At 67.0% G+C, this 19,139-nt stretch carries 24 protein-coding genes and 1 tRNA gene; 19 read left to right on the top strand and 6 right to left on the bottom strand.

Going from position 1 to position 19,139, the window contains the following annotated elements:
* Positions 1-102: 102 nt before the first annotated feature.
* Both ACQKJZ_RS10750 and ACQKJZ_RS10755 read left to right on the top strand, forming a co-directional pair.
* Complete coding sequence (locus tag ACQKJZ_RS10750; protein WP_427731121.1) at positions 103-423, top strand: GIY-YIG nuclease family protein; 321 nt, start codon at positions 103-105, stop codon at positions 421-423.
* A gap of 3 nt (positions 424-426) precedes the next feature.
* Positions 427-1,158 (top strand): RNA methyltransferase, encoded by a 732-nt coding sequence (locus ACQKJZ_RS10755; protein WP_427731122.1) that lies wholly within the window; start codon positions 427-429, stop codon positions 1,156-1,158.
* A gap of 147 nt (positions 1,159-1,305) precedes the next feature.
* Here ACQKJZ_RS10755 and ACQKJZ_RS10760 read toward each other — a convergent pair whose 3' ends face one another.
* Positions 1,306-1,614, bottom strand: a complete 309-nt coding sequence (locus ACQKJZ_RS10760; RefSeq protein ID WP_427731123.1) for a chorismate mutase — start codon at positions 1,612-1,614, stop codon at positions 1,306-1,308.
* A gap of 104 nt (positions 1,615-1,718) precedes the next feature.
* On the opposite strand from ACQKJZ_RS10760, the gene ACQKJZ_RS10765 reads away from it, so the two are divergent.
* The 7 genes from ACQKJZ_RS10765 to aguB all read left to right on the top strand — a co-directional run bounded on the left by ACQKJZ_RS10765 (position 1,719) and on the right by aguB (position 7,578).
* Entirely contained in the window at positions 1,719-1,943 is a 225-nt protein-coding gene (locus tag ACQKJZ_RS10765) for a hypothetical protein (RefSeq protein WP_427731124.1), read from the top strand.
* A 160-nt stretch (positions 1,944-2,103) separates the two neighbouring features.
* Complete coding sequence (rpsD, locus tag ACQKJZ_RS10770; protein ID WP_312488488.1) at positions 2,104-2,718, top strand: 30S ribosomal protein S4; 615 nt, start codon at positions 2,104-2,106, stop codon at positions 2,716-2,718.
* Positions 2,719-2,832: 114 nt separating this feature from the next.
* Positions 2,833-3,204 carry a hypothetical protein gene (locus ACQKJZ_RS10775; RefSeq protein WP_427731125.1) on the top strand — a complete coding sequence of 124 codons (372 nt, stop codon included), beginning with the start codon at positions 2,833-2,835 and terminating at the stop codon, positions 3,202-3,204.
* Positions 3,205-3,359: 155 nt separating this feature from the next.
* Positions 3,360-4,991: a M28 family peptidase gene (locus ACQKJZ_RS10780; protein ID WP_427731126.1), complete on the top strand. Its 1,632-nt coding sequence runs from the start codon at positions 3,360-3,362 to the stop codon at positions 4,989-4,991.
* Positions 4,988-5,983 carry an agmatine deiminase family protein gene (locus tag ACQKJZ_RS10785; RefSeq protein WP_427731127.1) on the top strand — a complete coding sequence of 332 codons (996 nt, stop codon included), beginning with the start codon at positions 4,988-4,990 and terminating at the stop codon, positions 5,981-5,983. Before ACQKJZ_RS10780 ends, ACQKJZ_RS10785 begins: the two co-directional genes overlap by 4 nt.
* 278 nt (positions 5,984-6,261) lie before the next feature.
* On the top strand, positions 6,262-6,696 hold the full coding sequence (locus ACQKJZ_RS10790; protein ID WP_427731128.1) for a hypothetical protein: 435 nt from the start codon (positions 6,262-6,264) through the stop codon (positions 6,694-6,696).
* Positions 6,697-6,729: 33 nt separating this feature from the next.
* Positions 6,730-7,578, top strand: a complete 849-nt coding sequence (aguB, locus tag ACQKJZ_RS10795) for an N-carbamoylputrescine amidase (RefSeq protein ID WP_427731129.1) — start codon at positions 6,730-6,732, stop codon at positions 7,576-7,578.
* A gap of 34 nt (positions 7,579-7,612) precedes the next feature.
* Here the strand turns inward: aguB and ACQKJZ_RS10800 are convergent, their stop codons facing one another.
* Positions 7,613-8,287, bottom strand: coding sequence for a uracil-DNA glycosylase (locus tag ACQKJZ_RS10800; protein ID WP_427731130.1), 675 nt, complete (start codon positions 8,285-8,287; stop codon positions 7,613-7,615).
* Positions 8,288-8,309: 22 nt separating this feature from the next.
* Here ACQKJZ_RS10800 and folK point away from each other — a divergent pair, with 22 nt between their 5' ends.
* Together folK and ACQKJZ_RS10810 are read left to right on the top strand one after the other, a co-directional pair.
* Positions 8,310-8,786 carry a 2-amino-4-hydroxy-6-hydroxymethyldihydropteridine diphosphokinase gene (folK, locus tag ACQKJZ_RS10805; RefSeq protein ID WP_427731131.1) on the top strand — a complete coding sequence of 159 codons (477 nt, stop codon included), beginning with the start codon at positions 8,310-8,312 and terminating at the stop codon, positions 8,784-8,786.
* A gap of 20 nt (positions 8,787-8,806) precedes the next feature.
* Positions 8,807-8,882, top strand: a tRNA-Lys gene (locus ACQKJZ_RS10810).
* A gap of 117 nt (positions 8,883-8,999) precedes the next feature.
* Here the strand turns inward: ACQKJZ_RS10810 and ACQKJZ_RS10815 are convergent.
* Entirely contained in the window at positions 9,000-9,125 is a 126-nt protein-coding gene (locus tag ACQKJZ_RS10815; RefSeq protein ID WP_427731132.1) for a hypothetical protein, read from the bottom strand.
* 204 nt (positions 9,126-9,329) lie between these two features.
* On the opposite strand from ACQKJZ_RS10815, the gene ACQKJZ_RS10820 reads away from it, so the two are divergent.
* The gene (locus ACQKJZ_RS10820) at positions 9,330-10,064 is read left to right on the top strand and encodes a phosphatase PAP2 family protein (protein ID WP_427731133.1); all 735 of its coding nucleotides are present in this window, start codon (positions 9,330-9,332) and stop codon (positions 10,062-10,064) included.
* On the opposite strand, the gene ACQKJZ_RS10825 is transcribed toward ACQKJZ_RS10820, so the two are convergent.
* The gene (locus ACQKJZ_RS10825; RefSeq protein ID WP_427731140.1) at positions 10,041-10,880 is read right to left on the bottom strand and encodes an HpcH/HpaI aldolase/citrate lyase family protein; all 840 of its coding nucleotides are present in this window, start codon (positions 10,878-10,880) and stop codon (positions 10,041-10,043) included. The two genes, ACQKJZ_RS10820 and ACQKJZ_RS10825, sit on opposite strands and share 24 nt — an antisense overlap.
* A 6-nt stretch (positions 10,881-10,886) precedes the next feature.
* Positions 10,887-11,891 (bottom strand): UDP-glucose 4-epimerase GalE, encoded by a 1,005-nt coding sequence (gene galE, locus ACQKJZ_RS10830; RefSeq protein WP_427731134.1) that lies wholly within the window; start codon positions 11,889-11,891, stop codon positions 10,887-10,889.
* An 80-nt stretch (positions 11,892-11,971) separates the two neighbouring features.
* Here galE and msrA point away from each other — a divergent pair, with 80 nt between their 5' ends.
* The gene (gene msrA / locus ACQKJZ_RS10835; RefSeq protein WP_427731135.1) at positions 11,972-12,511 is read left to right on the top strand and encodes a peptide-methionine (S)-S-oxide reductase MsrA; all 540 of its coding nucleotides are present in this window, start codon (positions 11,972-11,974) and stop codon (positions 12,509-12,511) included.
* Between the two features lie 116 nt (positions 12,512-12,627).
* On the opposite strand, the gene ACQKJZ_RS10840 is transcribed toward msrA, so the two are convergent.
* Positions 12,628-13,563: an L-threonylcarbamoyladenylate synthase gene (locus tag ACQKJZ_RS10840; protein WP_427731136.1), complete on the bottom strand. Its 936-nt coding sequence runs from the start codon at positions 13,561-13,563 to the stop codon at positions 12,628-12,630.
* 84 nt (positions 13,564-13,647) lie between these two features.
* Here ACQKJZ_RS10840 and ACQKJZ_RS10845 point away from each other — a divergent pair, with 84 nt between their 5' ends.
* From ACQKJZ_RS10845 to ACQKJZ_RS10870, 6 genes are all read left to right on the top strand, one after another.
* Positions 13,648-14,466: an arylamine N-acetyltransferase family protein gene (locus ACQKJZ_RS10845; RefSeq protein ID WP_427731137.1), complete on the top strand. Its 819-nt coding sequence runs from the start codon at positions 13,648-13,650 to the stop codon at positions 14,464-14,466.
* 485 nt (positions 14,467-14,951) lie between these two features.
* Positions 14,952-15,266 carry an STAS domain-containing protein gene (locus ACQKJZ_RS10850; protein ID WP_312491078.1) on the top strand — a complete coding sequence of 105 codons (315 nt, stop codon included), beginning with the start codon at positions 14,952-14,954 and terminating at the stop codon, positions 15,264-15,266.
* Positions 15,263-15,631 (top strand): response regulator, encoded by a 369-nt coding sequence (locus ACQKJZ_RS10855; RefSeq protein ID WP_007403667.1) that lies wholly within the window; start codon positions 15,263-15,265, stop codon positions 15,629-15,631. Before ACQKJZ_RS10850 ends, ACQKJZ_RS10855 begins: the two co-directional genes overlap by 4 nt.
* Positions 15,628-17,580, top strand: coding sequence for a chemotaxis protein CheA (locus tag ACQKJZ_RS10860; protein WP_427731138.1), 1,953 nt, complete (start codon positions 15,628-15,630; stop codon positions 17,578-17,580). The genes ACQKJZ_RS10855 and ACQKJZ_RS10860 overlap by 4 nt, the downstream gene beginning before the upstream one ends.
* A 7-nt stretch (positions 17,581-17,587) precedes the next feature.
* Positions 17,588-18,094, top strand: coding sequence for a chemotaxis protein CheW (locus ACQKJZ_RS10865; RefSeq protein WP_427731141.1), 507 nt, complete (start codon positions 17,588-17,590; stop codon positions 18,092-18,094).
* Positions 18,095-18,121: 27 nt separating this feature from the next.
* Positions 18,122-19,139, top strand: a 1,018-nt coding sequence (locus ACQKJZ_RS10870; RefSeq protein ID WP_427731139.1) for a HAMP domain-containing protein, incomplete at its 3' end; no start/stop codon positions are given.

Consider the following 19,139-nt stretch of genomic DNA (forward strand, 5'->3'; position numbering starts at 1 on the left):
GGTGGGGGTACTCGGTACTATACTAACAGCCGTTCAGGCTGAGCGAAGTCGAAGCCCAAGGGAATCCCTTGCCCCAAACCCCACAAGCGATAGCCTGCTGGAATGGCCTTCTACTGCTACATCCTCCGCTGCTCGGACGGCAGTTACTACACCGGCCACACCGACAATCTCGAACACCGCATCGCCCAACATCAATCCGGCGAACTGCCTTGCTACACCCAAACCCGCCGCCCGGTGACTCTCGCCTGGTCCCAGGACTTCCCCTCCCGCCACGAAGCTCTATCCGCCGAACGCCAGATCAAGGGCTGGTCCCGCACGAAGAAACAGGCCCTGATCGCATCGGACTGGACGAGCCTGAAAGAAGCCGCGATACCGCGCGCGGAACGTGCCCTTCGACTTCGCTCAGGGCGAACGGAAGATTGAATTTTGCCCCAGCCCCAATCCCAGCCCCCCGTCATCGTCCTGGTCCGCCCGCAGCTCGGCGAGAATATCGGCAAGGCCGCGCGCGCCATGTTGAATTTCGGGCTGGTCGAGATGCGGCTCGTCACCCCGCGCGACGGCTGGCCCAATCCGCAAGCCGGCCCCGCCGCGTCGGGCGCCGACATCGTGCTGGAGCAGGCCAAGGTCTATGAAAGCGTCGCCGACGCGGTGGCCGACTGCGGGCAGGTCTATGCCACCACGGTGCGCAAGCGCGGCGTGACCAAGCCGGTGGTGACCCCGGAAGAAGCGGCGCGCGAAATCCATGCCGACACCACCGGCCGCGCCGCGTTCCTGTTCGGGCCGGAGCGGTCGGGGCTGGAAACCGACGACGTCGCCATCGCGCGCAAGATCGTCACCGTGCCGATCAACCCGGAATTCGGCAGCCTGAACCTGGCGCAGGCGGTGATCCTGATCGCCTATGAATGGTCGAAGGGCGTCGAACTCGCCCAGCCGCCCGAAGTCGAACTGCCCGAGGTCGCGCCGCAATTCGAGCTGGACGGCATGATCGGCCAGCTGGAGGATATGCTGGACGGCGCGGGCTATTTCTTCCCGGAGGATCGGACGCCCGCCACCAAGCGGACGTTGCGCACCTTGCTGACCAAGCCGGGCTGGTCGAGCCAGGAAATCCGCACCTTGCGCGGTGTGCTGTCGACGCTGGCACGGCCGCGCCAGCGGTAAATCCCACGTTCGTTCAGTCTGAGCGTAGTCGAAGGCTACGCCGTGAAGCCCGCCACCGGGGGCGCTTGGCGGAGGTTATCCCTTGGGCTTCGACTTCGCTCAGCCTGAACGGTGGTTGGGGTGTGAAGGGTGGGGGGGTGGGAAAACTTACGCCCGCGTCCGGTCGAACGTCGCCAGTTCATAGGCGATCGACCCTTCGACCAGCGTTTCCCACATCTCCGCGACCACCGCCTCGGGCACGCCCAGCCGCCTGGCCTCGGCGCGGGCTTGGTCGATCACCTGGGTCTTGCGATCCTCGTCGCGCACGCGGTCGCGGGTCGGCTTGATGCGGGCGGCGGCGTCCATATAGGCGAAGCGGCGCGCGAGCATCGCCACCAGTTCGCGGTCGAGCTGGTCGACGCCCGCGCGGACCTCCGCCATGGTGGTGCAATCGGGGCCGGCGAGAATCTGGGTCATGGGCAAAGGCTCTGCCGGGTGGCGTTCCTGCTGTCCAGTGCGGCTTGCCGATCATGCCCGGCGCGGGATAGCATGGCGGCGCGTTCCAATTGGGAGATAGGACGATGCTGACCACCTTGCTGCTGCTGGCGCTTGCCGGCCAACAGACCGACCCGGCTCCCGTGCCGGTGAAGGAAAAGAAGATTTGCCGGATGCAGGAAACCACGGGCTCGCGCCTGGGGGGCAAGCGAATCTGCAAGACCCAGGCGGAGTGGGACGAGATCGCCGCCAATGCGCGCAACGACGTGGAGACGGCGACCGGCCGGCTGAACACCGCCAGCGGTCGTTGACCGGCCGGCGTGCTTGACTCCGGCGCGCCTGTCGTCTAGGCGCGCCGCTTCGCAATTGCCCCCGCATCCCGGTGAAGCGGTGGGCCTGCGCTTGTCCCCATAAAGGCTTGCATGGTGCGATACCGGGACCAACGTTGTTCGTAATTGCCAAGGATTACACATGTCGAAGCGTCAGAGCGCGAAGTACAAGCTCGATCGCCGTATGGGCGAGAACATCTGGGGCCGCCCCAAGAGCCCCGTCAACAAGCGTGAATACGGCCCCGGCCAGCACGGTCAGCGTCGCAAGGGCAAGATGTCGGACTTCGGTCTGCAGCTGCGCGCCAAACAGAAGCTGAAGGGCTACTACGGCGACGTGACCGAGAAGCAGTTCAAGGCCTGCTACCAGGAAGCCGCCCGCATGAAGGGCGATACCTCGCAGAACCTGATCGGCCTGCTCGAGCAGCGCTTGGACATGATCGTGTACCGCGCCAAGTTCGCGCCGACGATCTTCGCCGCGCGCCAGCTGGTCAGCCATGGCCACATTCGCGTCAACGGCGTGAAGTGCAACGTCGCGTCGCGTCGCTGCTTCGTCGGCGACGAAATCTCGCTGGGTTCGAAGGCGACCGAAATGGCGCTGGTCATGGAAGCACAGCAGCTTGCCGAGCGTGAAGTGCCCGACTATGTCACCGCCGACGGCAACACCAAGGTCGCGCTGACCCGCGTTCCGACGCTGGACGAAGTGCCCTATCCGGTGAAGATGGAGCCGAACCTGGTCGTCGAATTCTATTCGCGCTAAGTTTTCGGGTCTTACCGAATTACGGAAAGGGCGGTCCTGCGGGGCCGCCCTTTTTGTTTGCCCGGCGCCAACCGGAGGATCATAGTCATGGTCATTCCAAGGGGGAGGGTAACGATGCGCCTGGGTTTGATCGCCGCCGCTGCGGCACTGACGATGACGACCGCCGCCACGGCCCAGACGGCCGAGCAGGGGCAATATGCCGGCCAACTGCGCGCCATGTTCACCTCGGTCGCGGCCGGGACCTGCCCCGCCGACCTGATGGCCGATGCGTTGCTGAAGGCGTGTCAGGAGCAGTTGCCGCAGATGCTGCCGGCGCTCAAGGCGGGTGGGCCGATCAAGGCGATCACCTTCCTGAAGAGCGAACAGGCCAATGGCGAACGGTATGAGCAATATCAGGTGACGTTCACCAACGGCGCGCCATCCAAATGGACCATCGGCGGGCTACAGGACGGTAAGTTCCGCGCGGTCTTTTCGCTGGGCGATTGAGGGGGGGGCGATTGAGGGGGGGGCGATTGAGCGCCGGGGCTATGCGCGATCATCGGGCCGCGCATGCGAACCGATCGCGCGGCCGCTGCCCGGCATGCTTGCCCCGCTGACGCTTGCGGGGCACAACATCCCCAAACACAAGGGGAATGTCCGTCATGCGCCGTCTGATCCTGTCGTCCCTTCTGCTTTCCGGCACCGCGATCGCGCAGGACAGGCCCGTCATTTCAGTCGATACGCTGAAGACGGTGACGCAGACTCTCGGTTCGGACGCATTTGAAGGGCGCGCGCCGACCACGGCGGGTGAGGACAAGACGGTCGCGTTCATCATCGACCGGTTCCAGAAGGCGGGGCTGAAGCCCGGCAACAACGGCGGCTGGACCCAGGACGTACCGATGGTGGAGATCACCGCTACCGATGTCCGGCCCTTCACCGTTGCGGGCAAAGGGGCGCCGATCATCCTCGACTATCGCCGCGACATGGTCGTCGGCACCTATCGCGTCACGCCCAGGATTGATCTGGCGAATAGCGAGATGGTCTTCGTCGGATATGGCATCACCGCGCCCGAAAAGGGCTGGGACGATTATGCCGGGGTCGATGTGCGCGGCAAGACGGTGGTCATCCTGGTCAACGATCCCGACTGGCAGACCATGGGGCGCGATGGCCCGTTCGAAGGGAGGGCGATGACCTGGTATGGCCGCTGGCCCTACAAGTTCGAAAACGCGGCGAAGCACGGCGCCGCCGCCGCGTTGATCGTGCATCAGACCGAACCGGCCGCCTACCCTTGGGCGGTCGTGCAATCCTCCTGGACCGGGCCGCAGCTCGAACTGGACGAGGCCGGCGACCATGCCGACCAGAGCCAGGTCATCGGCTGGCTACAGCAGCCAGTCGCCGAGCGCATCCTGACGGCGGCGGGGCGCGACCTCGCCACGTTGACCAAAGCCGCACAGACCAAGGGGTTCAAGGCCGTGCCACTGGGGCTGACCCTGTCGGGAGGGTTCAACAACATGATCCGGCGGCAGGCATCGAAGAACGTCATCGGCGTGCTGCCCGGTACCAGCGCACCGGACGACTATGTCCTCTATTCCGCGCATTGGGACCATCTGGGCCGCTGCGACGCGGTGGACGGCGACGACATCTGCAACGGCGCGCTCGACAATGCGAGCGGAGTTGCCGGGCTGGTCGCGCTGGCCGAGGCGCAAGGAAAGGCGGGGCCGGCCAAACGTTCGATCGCGTTCCTGGCGGTGACGGCGGAGGAGAGCGGGCTGCTCGGCTCGGGCTATTATGCCCAGCATCCCGTCTTCCCGCTGGCGCGCACGGTGGGCGGCGTGAACATGGACGGGCTGAACGTGACCGGCCGGTCGAAGGACTTCGTGCTCGTCGGCAAGGGCAAGTCCGAGATCGAGGATATGGTCGTCCCCTTCGTCAAGGCGCAAGGCCGCTATATCGGCGAGGAGGCCAATCCCGAGCGGGGCGGCTATTACCGTTCCGACCATTTCTCCTTCGCCAAGCTGGGCGTGCCGATGCTCGACGGCGGATCGGGCGAGGACAAGGTCGTCGGCGGAAAGGTGGCGGGCAAGGCCGCCAGCGACGATTATGTCGCGCATCGCTATCACAAGCCGGCGGACGAATATGATCCCCGCTGGGACTGGACGGGTGCCCTGGAGGATTTGACCGTCTATTATCAATTGGGCAGGACGCTGGCCGATCGACCGGGCCTGTGGCCCAACTGGTATCCCACCGCCGAATTTCGCGGCATTCGAGACAAGAGCAGGAAGAACGCCCAGTGACGACGCCCTCCACCACGTCTTCGAAGACCACGCCTCCGCCCGCCGAATGGGCACCCCACGCCGCCGTCTGGATCGGTTTCCCGAGCCATGCCGAGCTGTGGCAGGAGGATCTGGAGCCCGCGCGCGAGGAGGTGCTGGCCTTTGCCCGCGCCGTCCATGCCGATGGCCGGGGCGAGCGGGTGATCCTGGTCGCCGCCGATGGCGCGGCGGCCGAGGCGGCACGGGCGATGGCCGGCGATGCGGCGGACGTGGTGGTCCAGCCCTTCGGCGACATCTGGCTGCGCGATACCGGCCCGATCGTCACCGGGGACGGCTCGGCGCGGTTGTTCGAGTTCAACGGCTGGGGCGGCAAGTATGACCTGCCCGGCGACGATACGGTGGGCGCGCGGCTGGCCGAGGATCGTGGGCTTTCGGCGACGGCCTGCGGCTGGGTGCTGGAGGGCGGCGCGATCGATGGCGACGGCACCGGGCTGGTGGTGACGACCCGCCAGTGCCTGCTCAACCCCAATCGCAACCCCGATCTGGACGAGGCGACGATCACGCGCCGGCTGGCCGAGGATCTGGGGCTGACCCGCGTCGTCTGGCTGGGCGACGGGTTGCTCAACGACCATACCGATGGTCATGTCGACAATCTGGCGCGCTTCGTCGGCCCCAACCGGATCGCGATCCCCGAGGCGGCGGAGAACGACCCCAATTGGCAGGTCTATGCCGCCGCCCAGCGCGATGCCAAGGCGGCCGGGCTGGAGGTGGTGACGATTCCCTCGCCGGGCCGCGTGCTGCGCGACGAGGAGATCGTCCCGGCCAGCTATATGAACTTCTATATCGGCAATGCGGCGGTGGTCGTGCCCGTCTATGGCACCGACAATGACGAAGCCGGTGTGGCCGCGATCCAGGCGATCTTCCCCGACCGTCAGGTCGTCGGCCTGCGCGCCGATGCGATCCTGACCGGCGGCGGCAGCTTCCACTGCATATCGCAGCAGATTCCGGCCTGATCCGGGACGGATGATCGGCAAGGCCCGCGCTTTCCCCGGGAGCGCGGGCCTTTTTCATTGGCCCTGGTCCTCCGCTCCGGTCGGGCTGAGCGACGTCGACGCCCAAAAGGGGCTGGTTCGCCAGCAAATCCCATGGCCTTCGACTTCGCTCAGGCGGAACGGAGGTTGGGGCGATGGGATGGGGGGGGGATTTCGCCTTGGGCAAGGTTGGTTTTTACCAGGCATCAACCGGTCCGGGCGCATCGTGAACGATCAATGTCGGGGATCGGACTCCTGCGGTGAAGGCCACGATCGATCTGCTCAGGACCCAGCAGCATGACATCGCCAGCGCGATGGCGGAGCTGCATGTCCTGTTCGACAAAAGCTATGCCGAGGCCGCGCCGCACCTCGGCGCGGTGCGCACGCGGGTGGCGCGGGCGATCGCCAGGCATTTGAACACCGAGGACGAGGCGCTGCTGACCCCACTTCGCGAGCGGCGGTTGATGGGCGAGCTTCTCGGCTGTGAGGCGATCATCGCCGAAACCCGCGATCTGCGGCTCGCCTATTCGACGCATATCCGGGTCTGGACCGCCGGCGCCGTCGCGGAACGCTGGGACGACTATATTGACGCCACCCGCCAGCTGAACGCGCGCATGGCGGTGCTGTGTCAGCAGAAGATGCGCAGCTTCTACCCGGCGGTGCTGCGGCGGCTGTTCCGCGATTCCGGGGGCTGACGCGCCGGGTGCGAACCATTAAAGGGCGTGGTCATGACCCAGATCACCGTCGCCGCGCTGCAACTGGCCTTCACCGCCGATATCGACCGCAACATCGCCGAGGTTTCGCGCCTCGTCCGTGAAGCGGCCGCCCAGGGCGCGCAGGTGATCCTGCCGCCCGAGCTGTTCGAGGGCGAATATTTCTGCCGCGTCGAGGACGAGGGGCTGTTCACCAACGCCAAGCCGACTGCCGAGCACAAGGCGGTGCGCGCGATGCAGGACCTTGCTGCCGAACTGAAGGTCCATATCCCGACCAGCTTCTTCGAGGCGGACGGCCCGCATCATTACAATTCGCTGGCGATGGTCAACCCGGACGGCAAGGTCGCGGGCGTCTATCGCAAGAGTCATATCCCGGACGGTCCGGGCTATGAGGAGAAATTCTATTTCCGTCCCGGCAATACCGGGTTCAAGGTGTGGAACGGGCCCGAGACCACGCTGGGCGTCGGCATCTGCTGGGACCAATGGTATCCCGAGACGGCGCGCGCGATGATGCTGATGGGTGCGGAAATCCTGTTCTACCCGACCGCGATCGGCAGCGAGCCGCATGACGACAGCCTCGACACCGCGCGGCTTTGGCGTCGCGCCATGGTGGGGCATGCCGTGTCCAACGTCGTGCCGATCGTTGCCGCCAACCGCGTCGGTTGCGAGCATGGCCAGACCTTCTACGGCACCAGCTTCATCTGCGACGAGCGCGGCGACATCCTGGCCGAGCTGGACCGCGAGGAAGAGGGCGTGATCGTCGCCACCCTCGACATCGACCGGGTGAAGCGCCACCGCGCGGCCTTCGGCTTCTTCCGCGATCGCCGGCCAGAGCTGTACGGGCGGCTGGTGCAGGACATCTGACGATAATTCCTCCCCTTGCAGGGGAGGAATAAGGTTAGCCGCGCAATTCCACCGCGCGCGCGAACACCGCCTCGAACATCTCGGACGTCAGACGGCCGGTATTCTGGTTGTAGCGTGAGCAGTGATAGCTATCGAGCACCACCGGTCCGCCGCCGGGCAGGCGGTGTTCGGCCAGATGCGCGAATCGCGCCTTGGGCAGGCGTCCACCCAGCGCCTTGATGACCGAGCGGTGCGCGATCTCGCCCAGCGCAATGATGACGGACAGTCGGGGCAGCGCCGCCAGTTCCCGTTCCAGGAACGAACGACAGGTGCGGATTTCGTCGGGCGTCGGCTTGTTCTCGGGCGGCAGGCATTTGACCGCGTTCAGGATCACCGCACCCTTCAACGTCAGGCCGTCATCGACCTTGGCGGCGAATTCTCCCTCGGCCAGTCCGAACTTGGCGAGCGTGCCATAGAGCAGCGGGCCGGCACCATCGCCGGTGAAGGGGCGGCCGGTGCGGTGCGCGCCATGCTTGCCGGGAGCGAGGCCGACTACCGCCAGCCATGCCTGGTCATCGCCGAACGGTGGCACCGGGGCGTTCCACCACGTGGGATATTCGGCGGCGACCGCCTGGCGAAGCGCGACCAGGCGGGGGCAGAGCGGGCAGTCGCGCGGCGGCTGGATCGGGGCCAGCGTCGCGGGAATGACGGGAAAGGATGCGTCGGACATCGCGCTCGGGTAGTCGGGGCCGATGACGACGACAAGCTATGCCATCGCATTGGGGTCCAACCGTCCGGGGCGGCATGGCGGTCCACGCGACGAGATTCGCGCGGCGCTGGCGGCACTGGACGGCGTCTATGCCGTGTCGCCGATCGTCACCACCGCGCCCGTCGGGCCGTCGATCCGCGCCTTCGCCAATGCCGCCGCGCTGGTGGAGAGCGACCTGACCCCGCCGCAGATGCTGGCAGCGCTCAAGACGATCGAGCGGCGCTTCGGCCGGCGGCGCGGGCAACGCTGGGGCGCGCGGGTCATCGACCTGGACATCATCTTGTGGTCGGGCGGGCGGTGGCGCTCGGCGGGGCTGATGGTACCGCACATCGCCTATGCCGACCGCGCGTTCGTCCTGCATCCGCTCGCGCATATCGCCGCCGACTGGCGCGACCCGCGCGACGGGCGACGGATACGACATATGCGACAGAGTGTTGACCGGAGGCGTCCGCGCCCCTAGGTCGCTTCCACCCCGATGGAGGGTCCGTAGCTCAGTCGGTAGAGCAAGCGACTTTTAATCGAGAGGTCCCGGGTTCGAGCCCCGGCGGACCCACCACCGGGGTATAGGGGGCGATCCACCCGATCGCGATATGCCCCTATCCTGTCGCGCAGGGGCTTTCACGATCGCCCGGATGGCTTCGGCCCGCGACGTGGCGCACCGAAGAGCGTTTGGTCAGAACAGGTGCTGCACCAGCTTCGAGGCGCCGAAGGCGATGCCGCCGACAGCGAGCCAGCTTGCCATCGCACCGACGGTGAGGACCATCAGGCGATCCAGGGGGGACATGATATGTTCGTTCATGATGTACTGTCCTCTCCCACCGGTCTGTTCGCCGGTGTGAGACGAAATTGCGACAGATCGCGATGCCATGCAAACCCGTTTTTCGAATGACACTGATCGAACCCGTGATGCGACGCGCCGGTCCGATCGGAGACGCCAGTAAATCGCCATCGAGCGTTATCACGCCCTGACGTCACGCCGCGCCCAGAAGAAAGCCTGCCGCCTATGAACGAACCTCGTCACGCGCCGTCCTCCACGATCATGCCCGAATCGGCCGAACCGGAAGTTCGACCATCGGCGATGCCCCCGGCGTTTCGGGGGGCGGTCGCGGGAGCGGTCGCGCTGGCTATCCTGATGCTCGCCGGATTGCTGGTCGATCGCTGGCCCTTCGACTGGGACCGGGCGATCCTGGTGGGCCTGCGCGAGCATGTCCATTCGACGGCGTTGACCAAGGCGGCGGTCGACATCACCGCGCTGGGCAGCGTGCCGGTGCTGGTGCTGATGGTCGCAGGCGCGGCGATCCTGCTGCTGGCGCGGGGGTTGTGGTTGACCGCGCTCGCGGTGGCGGCGGCGGGGATCAGCGGCGGCGCGGTGGTGACGCTGGTCAAGCACGGCGTGTCGCGCGCGCGGCCCGATCTGGTGCCGCATTGGGTGGACGTGTCCAACGCCAGCTTTCCCAGCGGTCATGCGGCGGGCAGCGCGATGGTCTATCTGACGCTGGCAGCGCTCGCGACCCAGGTCACGCGGCATCACCGCATGCGGCAGGCCATCATCCTGCTGGCGCTGCTGCTGGTCGGCGCGATCGGGGTGAGCCGGGTCTATCTGGGCGTGCACTGGCCGTCCGACGTCGCCGCCGGATGGAGCTTCGGCACGCTCTGGGCGCTGGGCTGGTGGTGGGCGACCGCGAAGCTGCGGGTGTCCTGGGCCGCCGGTGGATCAGCCGGCCGCGCGCGCCAATAGGGCCTGCGCCGCCTTCAGGTGCGGCGCATCGACCATGCGCCCGTCCAGCTGAAGCGCGCCGGCTCCGGGATTCGCGGCGAACAGGTCGACGATCGCCCGCGCGCGCGCCAGTTCGTCGGCGGAAGGGGTGAAGGCGGCGTTGATCACCGGCACCTGCGCGGGGTGGATCGCCATCATGCCGGTAAAGCCATCGCGCCGCCCGCGCGCGGCATAGGCGGCGAGGCCGTCCAGATCGCGAAAATCGGGATAGACCGTCTCGATCGCCGCGACGCCCGCCGCATGTGCACCGAACAGCGTCAGCGAGCGGGCGAGCTGATAGGGCGCGGTATAGCCGCCATCCGCCTCGCGCGCCGCCGTCGCGCCGATCGCGGCGGGCAGGTCCTCGGCGCCCCAGGTCAACCCGGCAAGCGGCAGGCTGGCGCCGGCATACTCACCCAGCTTGAAGATAGCCGCCGGCGTCTCGGTCGCGATCGGCAGGACGGGGATATGGGTGAGGCCGCGCGCCGCCAGCGCGTGCAGGCTGACCAGCCCTTCCGCCTTGGGCAGGACAATGCCGTCGGGCCGCGCGTCGGCGATGGCGGCAAGGTCTTCGGCCGCCAGCGGGCCGTCAATCGGGTTGATGCGGACGAACAGCCGCACCGCTGGATCACGGGGGGCGGCGAGAAACGCTGCGACCGCCGCCCGCGCGGCCGGCTTGGCCTCGGGCGCGACCGCATCCTCCAGATCGAGGATCAGCGCGTCCGCGCCCGCCCCCATGGCCTTGGCCATCCGGTCGGGCCGGTCGCCCGGCACGAAGAGGAGCGAGCGCAGCCGCATCATCGCTTAGCGGCCCATCTCGGCCAGCTTGCGCTCCCAGGCGAGCGCATCGCGGACGATGCCGTCCAGATCGTCGCGCTCGGGCCGCCAGGGCAGGGCGGCGAGGATCGCGCTGTTATCGGCGACCAGCTCGGCCGGGTCGCCGGCGCGACGGCCTTCCATGCGGCGCTCGATGCTGTGATTGGTCACCCGGTCGACCGCGTCGAGCACTTCGAGCACCGAGAAGCCGCGACCATAGCCGCAGTTAAGCGTGTGGCTCTCGCCCGGCTGCTCGACCAGCAGTTCGAGCGCGGCGACATGCGCGGCGGCCAGGTCGGAGACATGGATATAGTCGCGCACGCCCGTGCCGTCGCGGGTGGCGAAATCGGTGCCATAGACGCCGACCGCCTCACGCTTGCCGATCGCCGCCTCGACCGCGATCTTGATCAGATGCGTCGCGCCGACCGTCGATTGGCCCGAGCGGCCCTGGGGATCGGCACCGGCGACGTTGAAATAGCGCAGCGCGCAATAGTTGATCGGATGCGCGGCGGCGACGTCCTTCAGCATGATCTCGGTCATCAGCTTGGACATGCCGTACGGGTTGATCGGCGCCTTGGAATCGCTTTCCTTGATCGGCACCCGCTCGGGCGTGCCATAGGTGGCGGCGGTCGAGGAGAAGATGAAGTGGGGCACGCCCTCGGCCACCGCGCTTTCGATCAGCGATCGGCTGGCGGCGGTGTTGTTGCGATAATATTTGAGCGGGTCGCTGACCGACTCGGGCACCACGACCGAACCGGCGAAGTGCATGATCGCAGCGACGCGGTGCTCGCGGATGGCGGCACGCACCTTGTCGTCGTCGGCGACATTCGCCACGACCAGCGACGCGCGGGGATCGACCGCCCAGTCGAAGCCGGTGACGAGATTGTCGAGCACGACGACCTCATAGCCCGCATCCAGCAGCGCCAGCACGGCATGGCTGCCGATATAGCCGGCCCCGCCGGTCACCATCACCTTGCCGTCGATCGTCGCCATCGTCTTTTGTCCCAAGCATTTGGATTGCCGTCGCCTAGCCGCTTCCTATCTAGGCAGACAAGACGACAAGGAGATTCCGAGTGACCGAATATGTGACGCTGGCCGGAGGCTGCTTCTGGTGCACCGAGGCGGTGTTCAAGGACGTGATCGGGGTCGAGTCGGTCGAAAGCGGCTATATCGGCGGCACCGTGCCGAACCCGACCTACAAGCAGGTGTGCGGCGGCGATACCGGCCATGCCGAGGCGATCCGCATCGGATTCGATCCCCAGCAGCTGGCGCTGGACGATCTGCTCGACATCTATTTCGCCACGCACGACCCGACGCAGCTCAACCGTCAGGGCAATGACGTGGGCACCCAGTACCGCTCGGCGATGTTCCCGGCAGACGAGGGGCAGGAAGCGGCGATGAAGGCGGCGATCGAGCGGACCCAGGCGGGCCTCGACAAGCCGGTGGTCACCACGATCGAGCCGATGGCCGAGTGGTATCCGGCGGAGGATTATCACCAGGATTATTGGGAAACCTCGGGCCGCGCCAATCCGTACTGCATGGCGGTGATCCCACCCAAGTTGCAGAAGCTGCGCAAGAGCTTCGCGGCGCGGTCCAAGGCGGTGACGGGGTAACGCTATTTCCCTTGGCCTTCGACTTCGCTCAGACTGAACGGGGGACGGGAATTGGTCCTGATCTCCGTTCGCACTGAGCGAAGTCGAAGTGCACGCGTGACGCGCGCGCCCACACCCTACCGCGTCGCCGCGCGTCGGAGCCGGTCGTTGATCGCCTCGCCGATCCCCTCTGCCGGGATCGGAGCCACCGCCAGCCGCGCACGATCGCTCGCATCGGCGCGGTGGAGCGCATCGAACAGCCGGGCGGCGGCCTCGACCGGGTCGCCGCTCGCCGACAGGCTGTCCTGCCCCGCGACCGTAGCGAAGCCGATCAGCCATTCGTCCGCCGCCGCCGTCGTCGCGTTCAGCCGCAGGGGTTTGCGCGGCGCATAGTGGCTGGCCAATTGCCCCGGCGCGGTGACGATGGCGGGGGCTTTGGGGCCTTGCTCGACCGAACCCAACACCGTCGCCAGCATCGCCGCCGTGATCGGGCCGGGGCGCAGGATGGTGCGGCCCGCGACGATCGTCGATTCCAGCCCCGCCTCGGTCGCGCCGTCATCGAGGATGGGCACGCCCGGCCCCAGGCTGGCGCGGACATGGACGGCGCGGGTCGGGCTGATCCCGCCGCTGGCATTGGCGGAAGGGGCTGCGAGCGGGCGGCCGCTCGCCGCCAGCAGCGCCTGCATCGCGCGGTGGCGCGGTACGCGGATGGCGACGGTGTCCAGTCCCGCCGTCACCAGCGAGGCGATGCCCGAGCCCGCCCGGACCGGCCGGACCAGCGTCAGCGGGCCGGGCCAGAACGCCTCGGCCAGCGCCAGCGCGTCGGCGTCGAATTTCGCCAGGTCGCATGCCGCCGCCAGATCGGCGACATGGACGATCAGCGGATTGAAGGATGGGCGCCCCTTGGCGGCATAGATGCGCGCGACCGCCTGGGGATCGGTCGCATCGGCGGCCAGGCCATAGACCGTCTCGGTCGGGACCGCGACGATGCCGCCCGCACCGATCACCGTCGCGGCGGCGTGGATGGCGGCGGGGGTGAAGGACAGGGTCGCGTCGTCGTCGGGGAAGGTCATGGTCGCGCGGCTATAACGCCTTGCGCGCGCGCGGATAAGAGGGGCCCTTCGACAATCGGCGCGCGCCATCCTATCTCGGGCACCATGTTCGATCTTGATTCCTATCTCGCCCGCATCGCCCTGCCGTCCCGCGTCACTTTGGATGCCGAGGGGCTGGCGCGGCTGCAATGGGCGCATCGCCTGGCCATCCCGTTCGAAAATCTCGACGTCCGGCTGGGCCGGCCGATTGCGATCGACAGCGCCGGCGTATTCGCCAAGCTGGTGAACACCAAGCGTGGCGGCTATTGCTTCGAGCAGAACCGGCTGTTCCTGGATGCACTGGCGGCGCATGGCTTTACCGCCCGGCCGCTACTGGCGCGCGTCTGGCTGGGCGCTACCGAGGTACCGCCGACCACCCATACGCTCAGCCTGGTCGAGATCGACGGGCAGGACTGGATCGCCGATGCGGGCTTCGGCGGCAGCTATTCGCCGCCCATGCCGCTGATCGACGGGGCCGAGGCGGAGGCGCCCGACGGCACCCGCTTCCGCCTGACCCGCGATGTTCAGCATGGCTGGATGCTGCTGCGCGACGGGCATCCGGGCCTGACCGATGGCCGCTCGGCGGGCGAGGGTTGGGAACCGCAATACAGCTTCACCACCGATCCGGTCTGGGACGCCGATCTGGCGATGGGCAATCACTGGACCTCGCGGGCGGATGCCAGCCGGTTCCGCCAGGCCAATATCGTCAGCATCATCCTGCCGCGCGGCTTCGCGACGCTGACCGACCGGCACTATCGCCGCCGCGTCGGCGGGGACGAGACCAGCGCGACGATCGCCGATCCGCGTGTCTATCGGATGCGCATGAGCCTGATGTTCGGCATCGACCTGACCGCCGAGGAAACCACGACCCTGTTCGCGGAATAAACGGACGAACCCGTGGTTTAAGGGAATCGGCAAACCGACGGGGCCGGAATTACGATTCCGGCCCCGTTTTTCATTCTACCGGCCCATCCAGTTCAGCACGCACATTCGTCGAAACCGCTGATCGAGATTATCGTTTCGACCCATCAACGACCGCAACCGGCATATCGCCGCCATGATCTCGATCATTTTTTTGGGGTAAGCCTCTAAGTTCATGGAACCTTTTGCGCACGTGGCGGCAAATTGCCACATATGGGTCGTGCGCCCTGGTATTTAAGCGCGATTTTACCTTTGCCGCCTATACCCCAAGGAACCATGGGGGGTTCTTAGATGCCAAGTCCTAGGTCGGGTCATGCTTTGTAACGCGGTCGCATCGCCGTGGAACGATCCGGTCATATCATCCGGCATGTGCCGATTCGTCTGATTTGAACATGCGTCGCGCCTGCGGCGCACGCTCTGCTCTGCTCTGCTGTGTAAAGGATTGCCTGATGTCGATCACCATGGTGACGGCCGCCGAGGACCTGTGCCTGCCGACCATCGGCTTGCTGGCCGACGAACTGGCGCGTGCGATCATGCCGGACGCCCCGGTCCGCCTGGACCTGTCCGCCGTCGCCGCCCCGGACCTCAGCGTCATTCAGCTCGTCCAGTCGGCGCGGGTCGCGGCGACGCGATGCGGATGCGATTTCGCGCTGGCGACCCCGGCGGGAGACCGGCTGCGCGCCCTGCTCGACCGGGCAGGCTTTCTGGCCTGTCCGACCCCCGAACACACCCAATTCTGGTTCCACGGAGACTGCGCCCAATGACCGCTTCCATCCTGACTGTCGACGACAGCGCCAGCTTGCGCATGGCGATTCGGATCGCGCTGACCGGTGCCGGCTATGCGGTGACGGAAGCCAGTGACGGGGCCGAGGGGCTGGCCAAGGCGACCGCGACCCGGTTCGACCTGATCGTCACCGATCTCAACATGCCCAACATGGATGGCCTGTCGATGATCCGCGCGCTGCGCCAGCAGCCGGCGCAGGCGGGGGTGCCGATCATCTTCCTGACCACCGAATCGGATGACGCGATGAAGGCGCAAGCCAAGGCGGCGGGCGCGACCGGCTGGTTGGTCAAGCCGTTCCAGCCCGAACAGCTGATCCGCGTCGCGCAGAAGGTGCTGGCGCGATGAGCGGTGAAGACCCCGCAGCCGCCTTTCGGGTCGAGGCGGGCGAACTGCTCGAACAGGTCGAACAGGGTCTGCTCGACCTCGGGCATCGCCTGGACGACATGGGGCTGGTCAATGCGGTGTTCCGCGGGTTGCATACCCTGAAGGGGTCGGGCGCGATGTTCGGCTTCGACGCGCTGGCCGCCTTCACCCATCATTGCGAAAGCGCGTTCGACCGGGTGCGCAAAGGCGACGTCCGCGCGACGCCGGAGCTGGTCGACGTGATCCTGTCGGCGGGCGACCATATGCGCGCGCTGGTCGATGGCGACGCACCGGCGGCCGAGGGGCAGGCGATCCTGGCCCGGCTGGCGGCGGCGGTCGACGCGGCGGCGGGGGGCGGTGCGTCCACTCCGACAGTGTCGACGAAGCGCGGCTGGACCCTGTCTTTCCGCCTGCCGCCCGATGCCATGGCCAACGGCACCAATCCGTTGGCGCTGCTTGACGAGTTGCGCGAGCTGGGCGAGGCGACGATCGTCGCGCGGGTGGATGACGTTCCGCCGCTGGGCGAATGCAATCCCGCCCATTGCATGATCGGCTGGGACTGCACGCTGGTCGGCGACATCTCCCGGGACGCGATCGAAGACGTCTTCCTGTTCGTCATGGACGATATGGAGATTACCATCGCGCCGCTGGCAGTCGAGGACGATGTGCCGGCCGCCGAGGCGATCGTCGAGGAGGTTATACCGACCGCCGAACCGGTCGCCGCCAACGATGGCGCCACCCGCACCGCCCGCACCCAGGGCGAGAATGTCCGCGTTCCCGCCGAGCGGCTCGACGAGCTGATGGACCGGGTGGGCGAGCTCGTCATCGCGCAGAGCCGGTTGTCGCAGCTGGCCGCGCATGGGCACGACCTCAGCCTGCGCTCGGTCTCCGAGGAGATCGAGCGGCTGACCGGCGAGATGCGCGACACGATGATGATCCTGCGCATGGTGCCGGTCTCGACGCTGTTCGGCCGCTTCCGCCGCCTGATCCACGATCTGGCGATCGAAACCGGCAAGGCGATCGAACTGGTCACCGATGGCGAGACGACCGAGGTCGACAAGACGGTGATCGAGCGACTGTTCGACCCGCTGGTCCATATCATCCGCAACAGTTGCGATCACGGGCTGGAGACCGCCGAGGCGCGTGTCGCCGCCGGCAAGCCGGCCACGGGCCGCATCCGCCTGAGCGCGCTTCAGGCGGGTGGCGAAGTCCTGATCACCATCACCGACGACGGGCGCGGCATCGATCGCGAACGGGTGCGCGCCAAGGCCGAAGCCAATGGCCTGATCCAGCCGGGTCAGGCGATGAGCGACGACGAACTGCTCGGCCTGATCTTCCATCCCGGCTTCTCGACGGCGGCACAGGTGACCAATCTGTCCGGGCGCGGCGTCGGCATGGACGTGGTCAAGCGCACCATCGAGAGCCTGCGCGGTTCGATCGACGTCAAGAGCGTCGATGGCCAGGGTTCGACCATCACGCTGCGCATCCCGCTGACGCTGGCGATCATCGAGGGGCTGCTCGTCCGGGTGGGCGAGGGACGCTATGTCATCCCGCTGGCGGCGGTCGAGGAATGTCTGGAGCTGTCGCTGGAGGAGGATCTGCGCTCGCGCGGTTGCAGCGTCATCACGCTGCGCGAAACGCTGGTGCCGTTCCTGCGCCTGCGCGAGATGTTCGCCACCGGCACCCGGCCCGATCCGTTCCAGAAGATCGTGGTGGTCGCCACGGGCCGCGAACGCGTCGGCCTGGTCGTCGACCAGATCATCGGCAACCACCAGACCGTCATCAAGTCGCTGTCCGCCTTCCACCGTGGCGCGGCCAGCTTTTCGGGCGCGACGATCCTGGGCGACGGCAGCGTCGCGCTGATCCTCGACGTGGCGCAGCTGGTCGCCATGGCCCAGCCCCAGGAGGAGATGCTTCGTGCCGCAGGATGATATCCACATGTCGGACGGGCAGGTGCCCGCTGGCCTGATCGCATGGAACGCGCATGGCGAACTGGAGGTGCTGATCTTCGAGCTGGGCGGCGAGACCTTCGCGCTGGAGGCGATCCTGGTCCAGGAAATCCTGGACCTGCTGCCCGAAACCTTCATTCCCGGCGCGCCGGCACTGGTCAGCCATGTCGTCAATTTCCGGGGCAAGATCGTGCCCGTCGCCGATCTGCGGCTGGCCTTCGGCATGGAGCCGACGCCGCCGACCGCGCACAGCCGGATCGTGGTGATCGAACTGGAACTGGAGGGGGAGGCGACCTTGCTCGGCCTGCGTACCGACCATGTCCATGAGGTCGCGACCTTCCGCAAGACGACGAGCGAGACGGTGCCGACGGTCGGCATACGCTGGCGCCGCGAGCATGTGCGCAGCCTGGTGCGCTGGAACGACGACCTCGTCGTCCTGCCCGATCTGGCCGCCATTCTGGCCCCGGCCATGGGGGCCGCGACGGCCCGTCAATAGGTTTTCACAGGTTTTGGAGGGGGTGTTATGAGAGCGACGATCAAGATGAAACTGGGCGCGACATTCGCGTTCATCGTCTTTTTCCTTCTGGTCGTGGTCGGGCTGGGCGTCACCAAGCTGAGCACGCTGAACGACACGACGACGCAGATGGTCGCCGGTCCGTCCGCGCGGCTGGAGCGCGCGCAATCGCTGAACGAGCGGGTCAGCTATATGCTGCGCGCCGAAAAGAACATGGCGCTGACCGATGATGCGGATCTGACCAACAAGTTCGACGCCGATGTCATGAAGACGCGCGGCGAGATCGAGGCGCTGGTCGCGGCCGGTCTGGCCACGGCGACCGAAAAGGGGCGCCCGGTCTGGAACGACATCCAGGCGGCCTATCGCAGCTATACCCCGATCAATGACGCCATTCGCGACCTGGCCAAGCGCAACCTGAATGCCGAGGCCGGTCGCCTGTCGATCACCAAGTCGCGCGAAGCCTCGCTGCGCATGTCGGCGCTGTGCGTCCAGCTTGTCGCTCTTGCCAAAGCGGACCTTCAGGCCGCGAGCGACGAGGCGCAGGCGACCTATGAGAATGCCCGCAACGTGATGCTGGGCGTCGCCGCGCTGGCGATCCTGATCGCGGTCGGCGGCGCGTTGTGGATTTCGCGGATCGTGTCGACGGGCCTCAAGAAGGTGTCGATTGCGGTCGAGGCGGTTGCGGTCGGCGATCTTAGCCAGGATGTCGCGGTCACCAGCAACGACGAGATCAAGGATCTGGTCGACACCGTCAATCGCATGACCGCCAATCTACGTCAGAGCGCGCAGCTGGCCGACACGATCGCGGCGGGCGACCTGACTGTCCAGCATCAGCCGCTGTCGGACAAGGACACGCTTGGCCATGCGCTGGTGTCGATGGTCGAGCGCCTGCGTGGCGTCGTCGGCGATGCCACCACCGCCGCGCAGAATGTCGCGGCGGGCAGCCAGCAGCTGTCGTCGTCGTCGGAGCAGGTGAGCCAGGGCGCGACCGAGCAGGCGGCGGCGGCCGAGGAAGCCTCGGCCTCGA

The organism is Sphingomonas sp. NPDC019816, assembly GCF_050274375.1.
In the GTDB taxonomy this organism is placed as follows: Bacteria; Pseudomonadota; Alphaproteobacteria; order Sphingomonadales; family Sphingomonadaceae; genus Sphingomonas.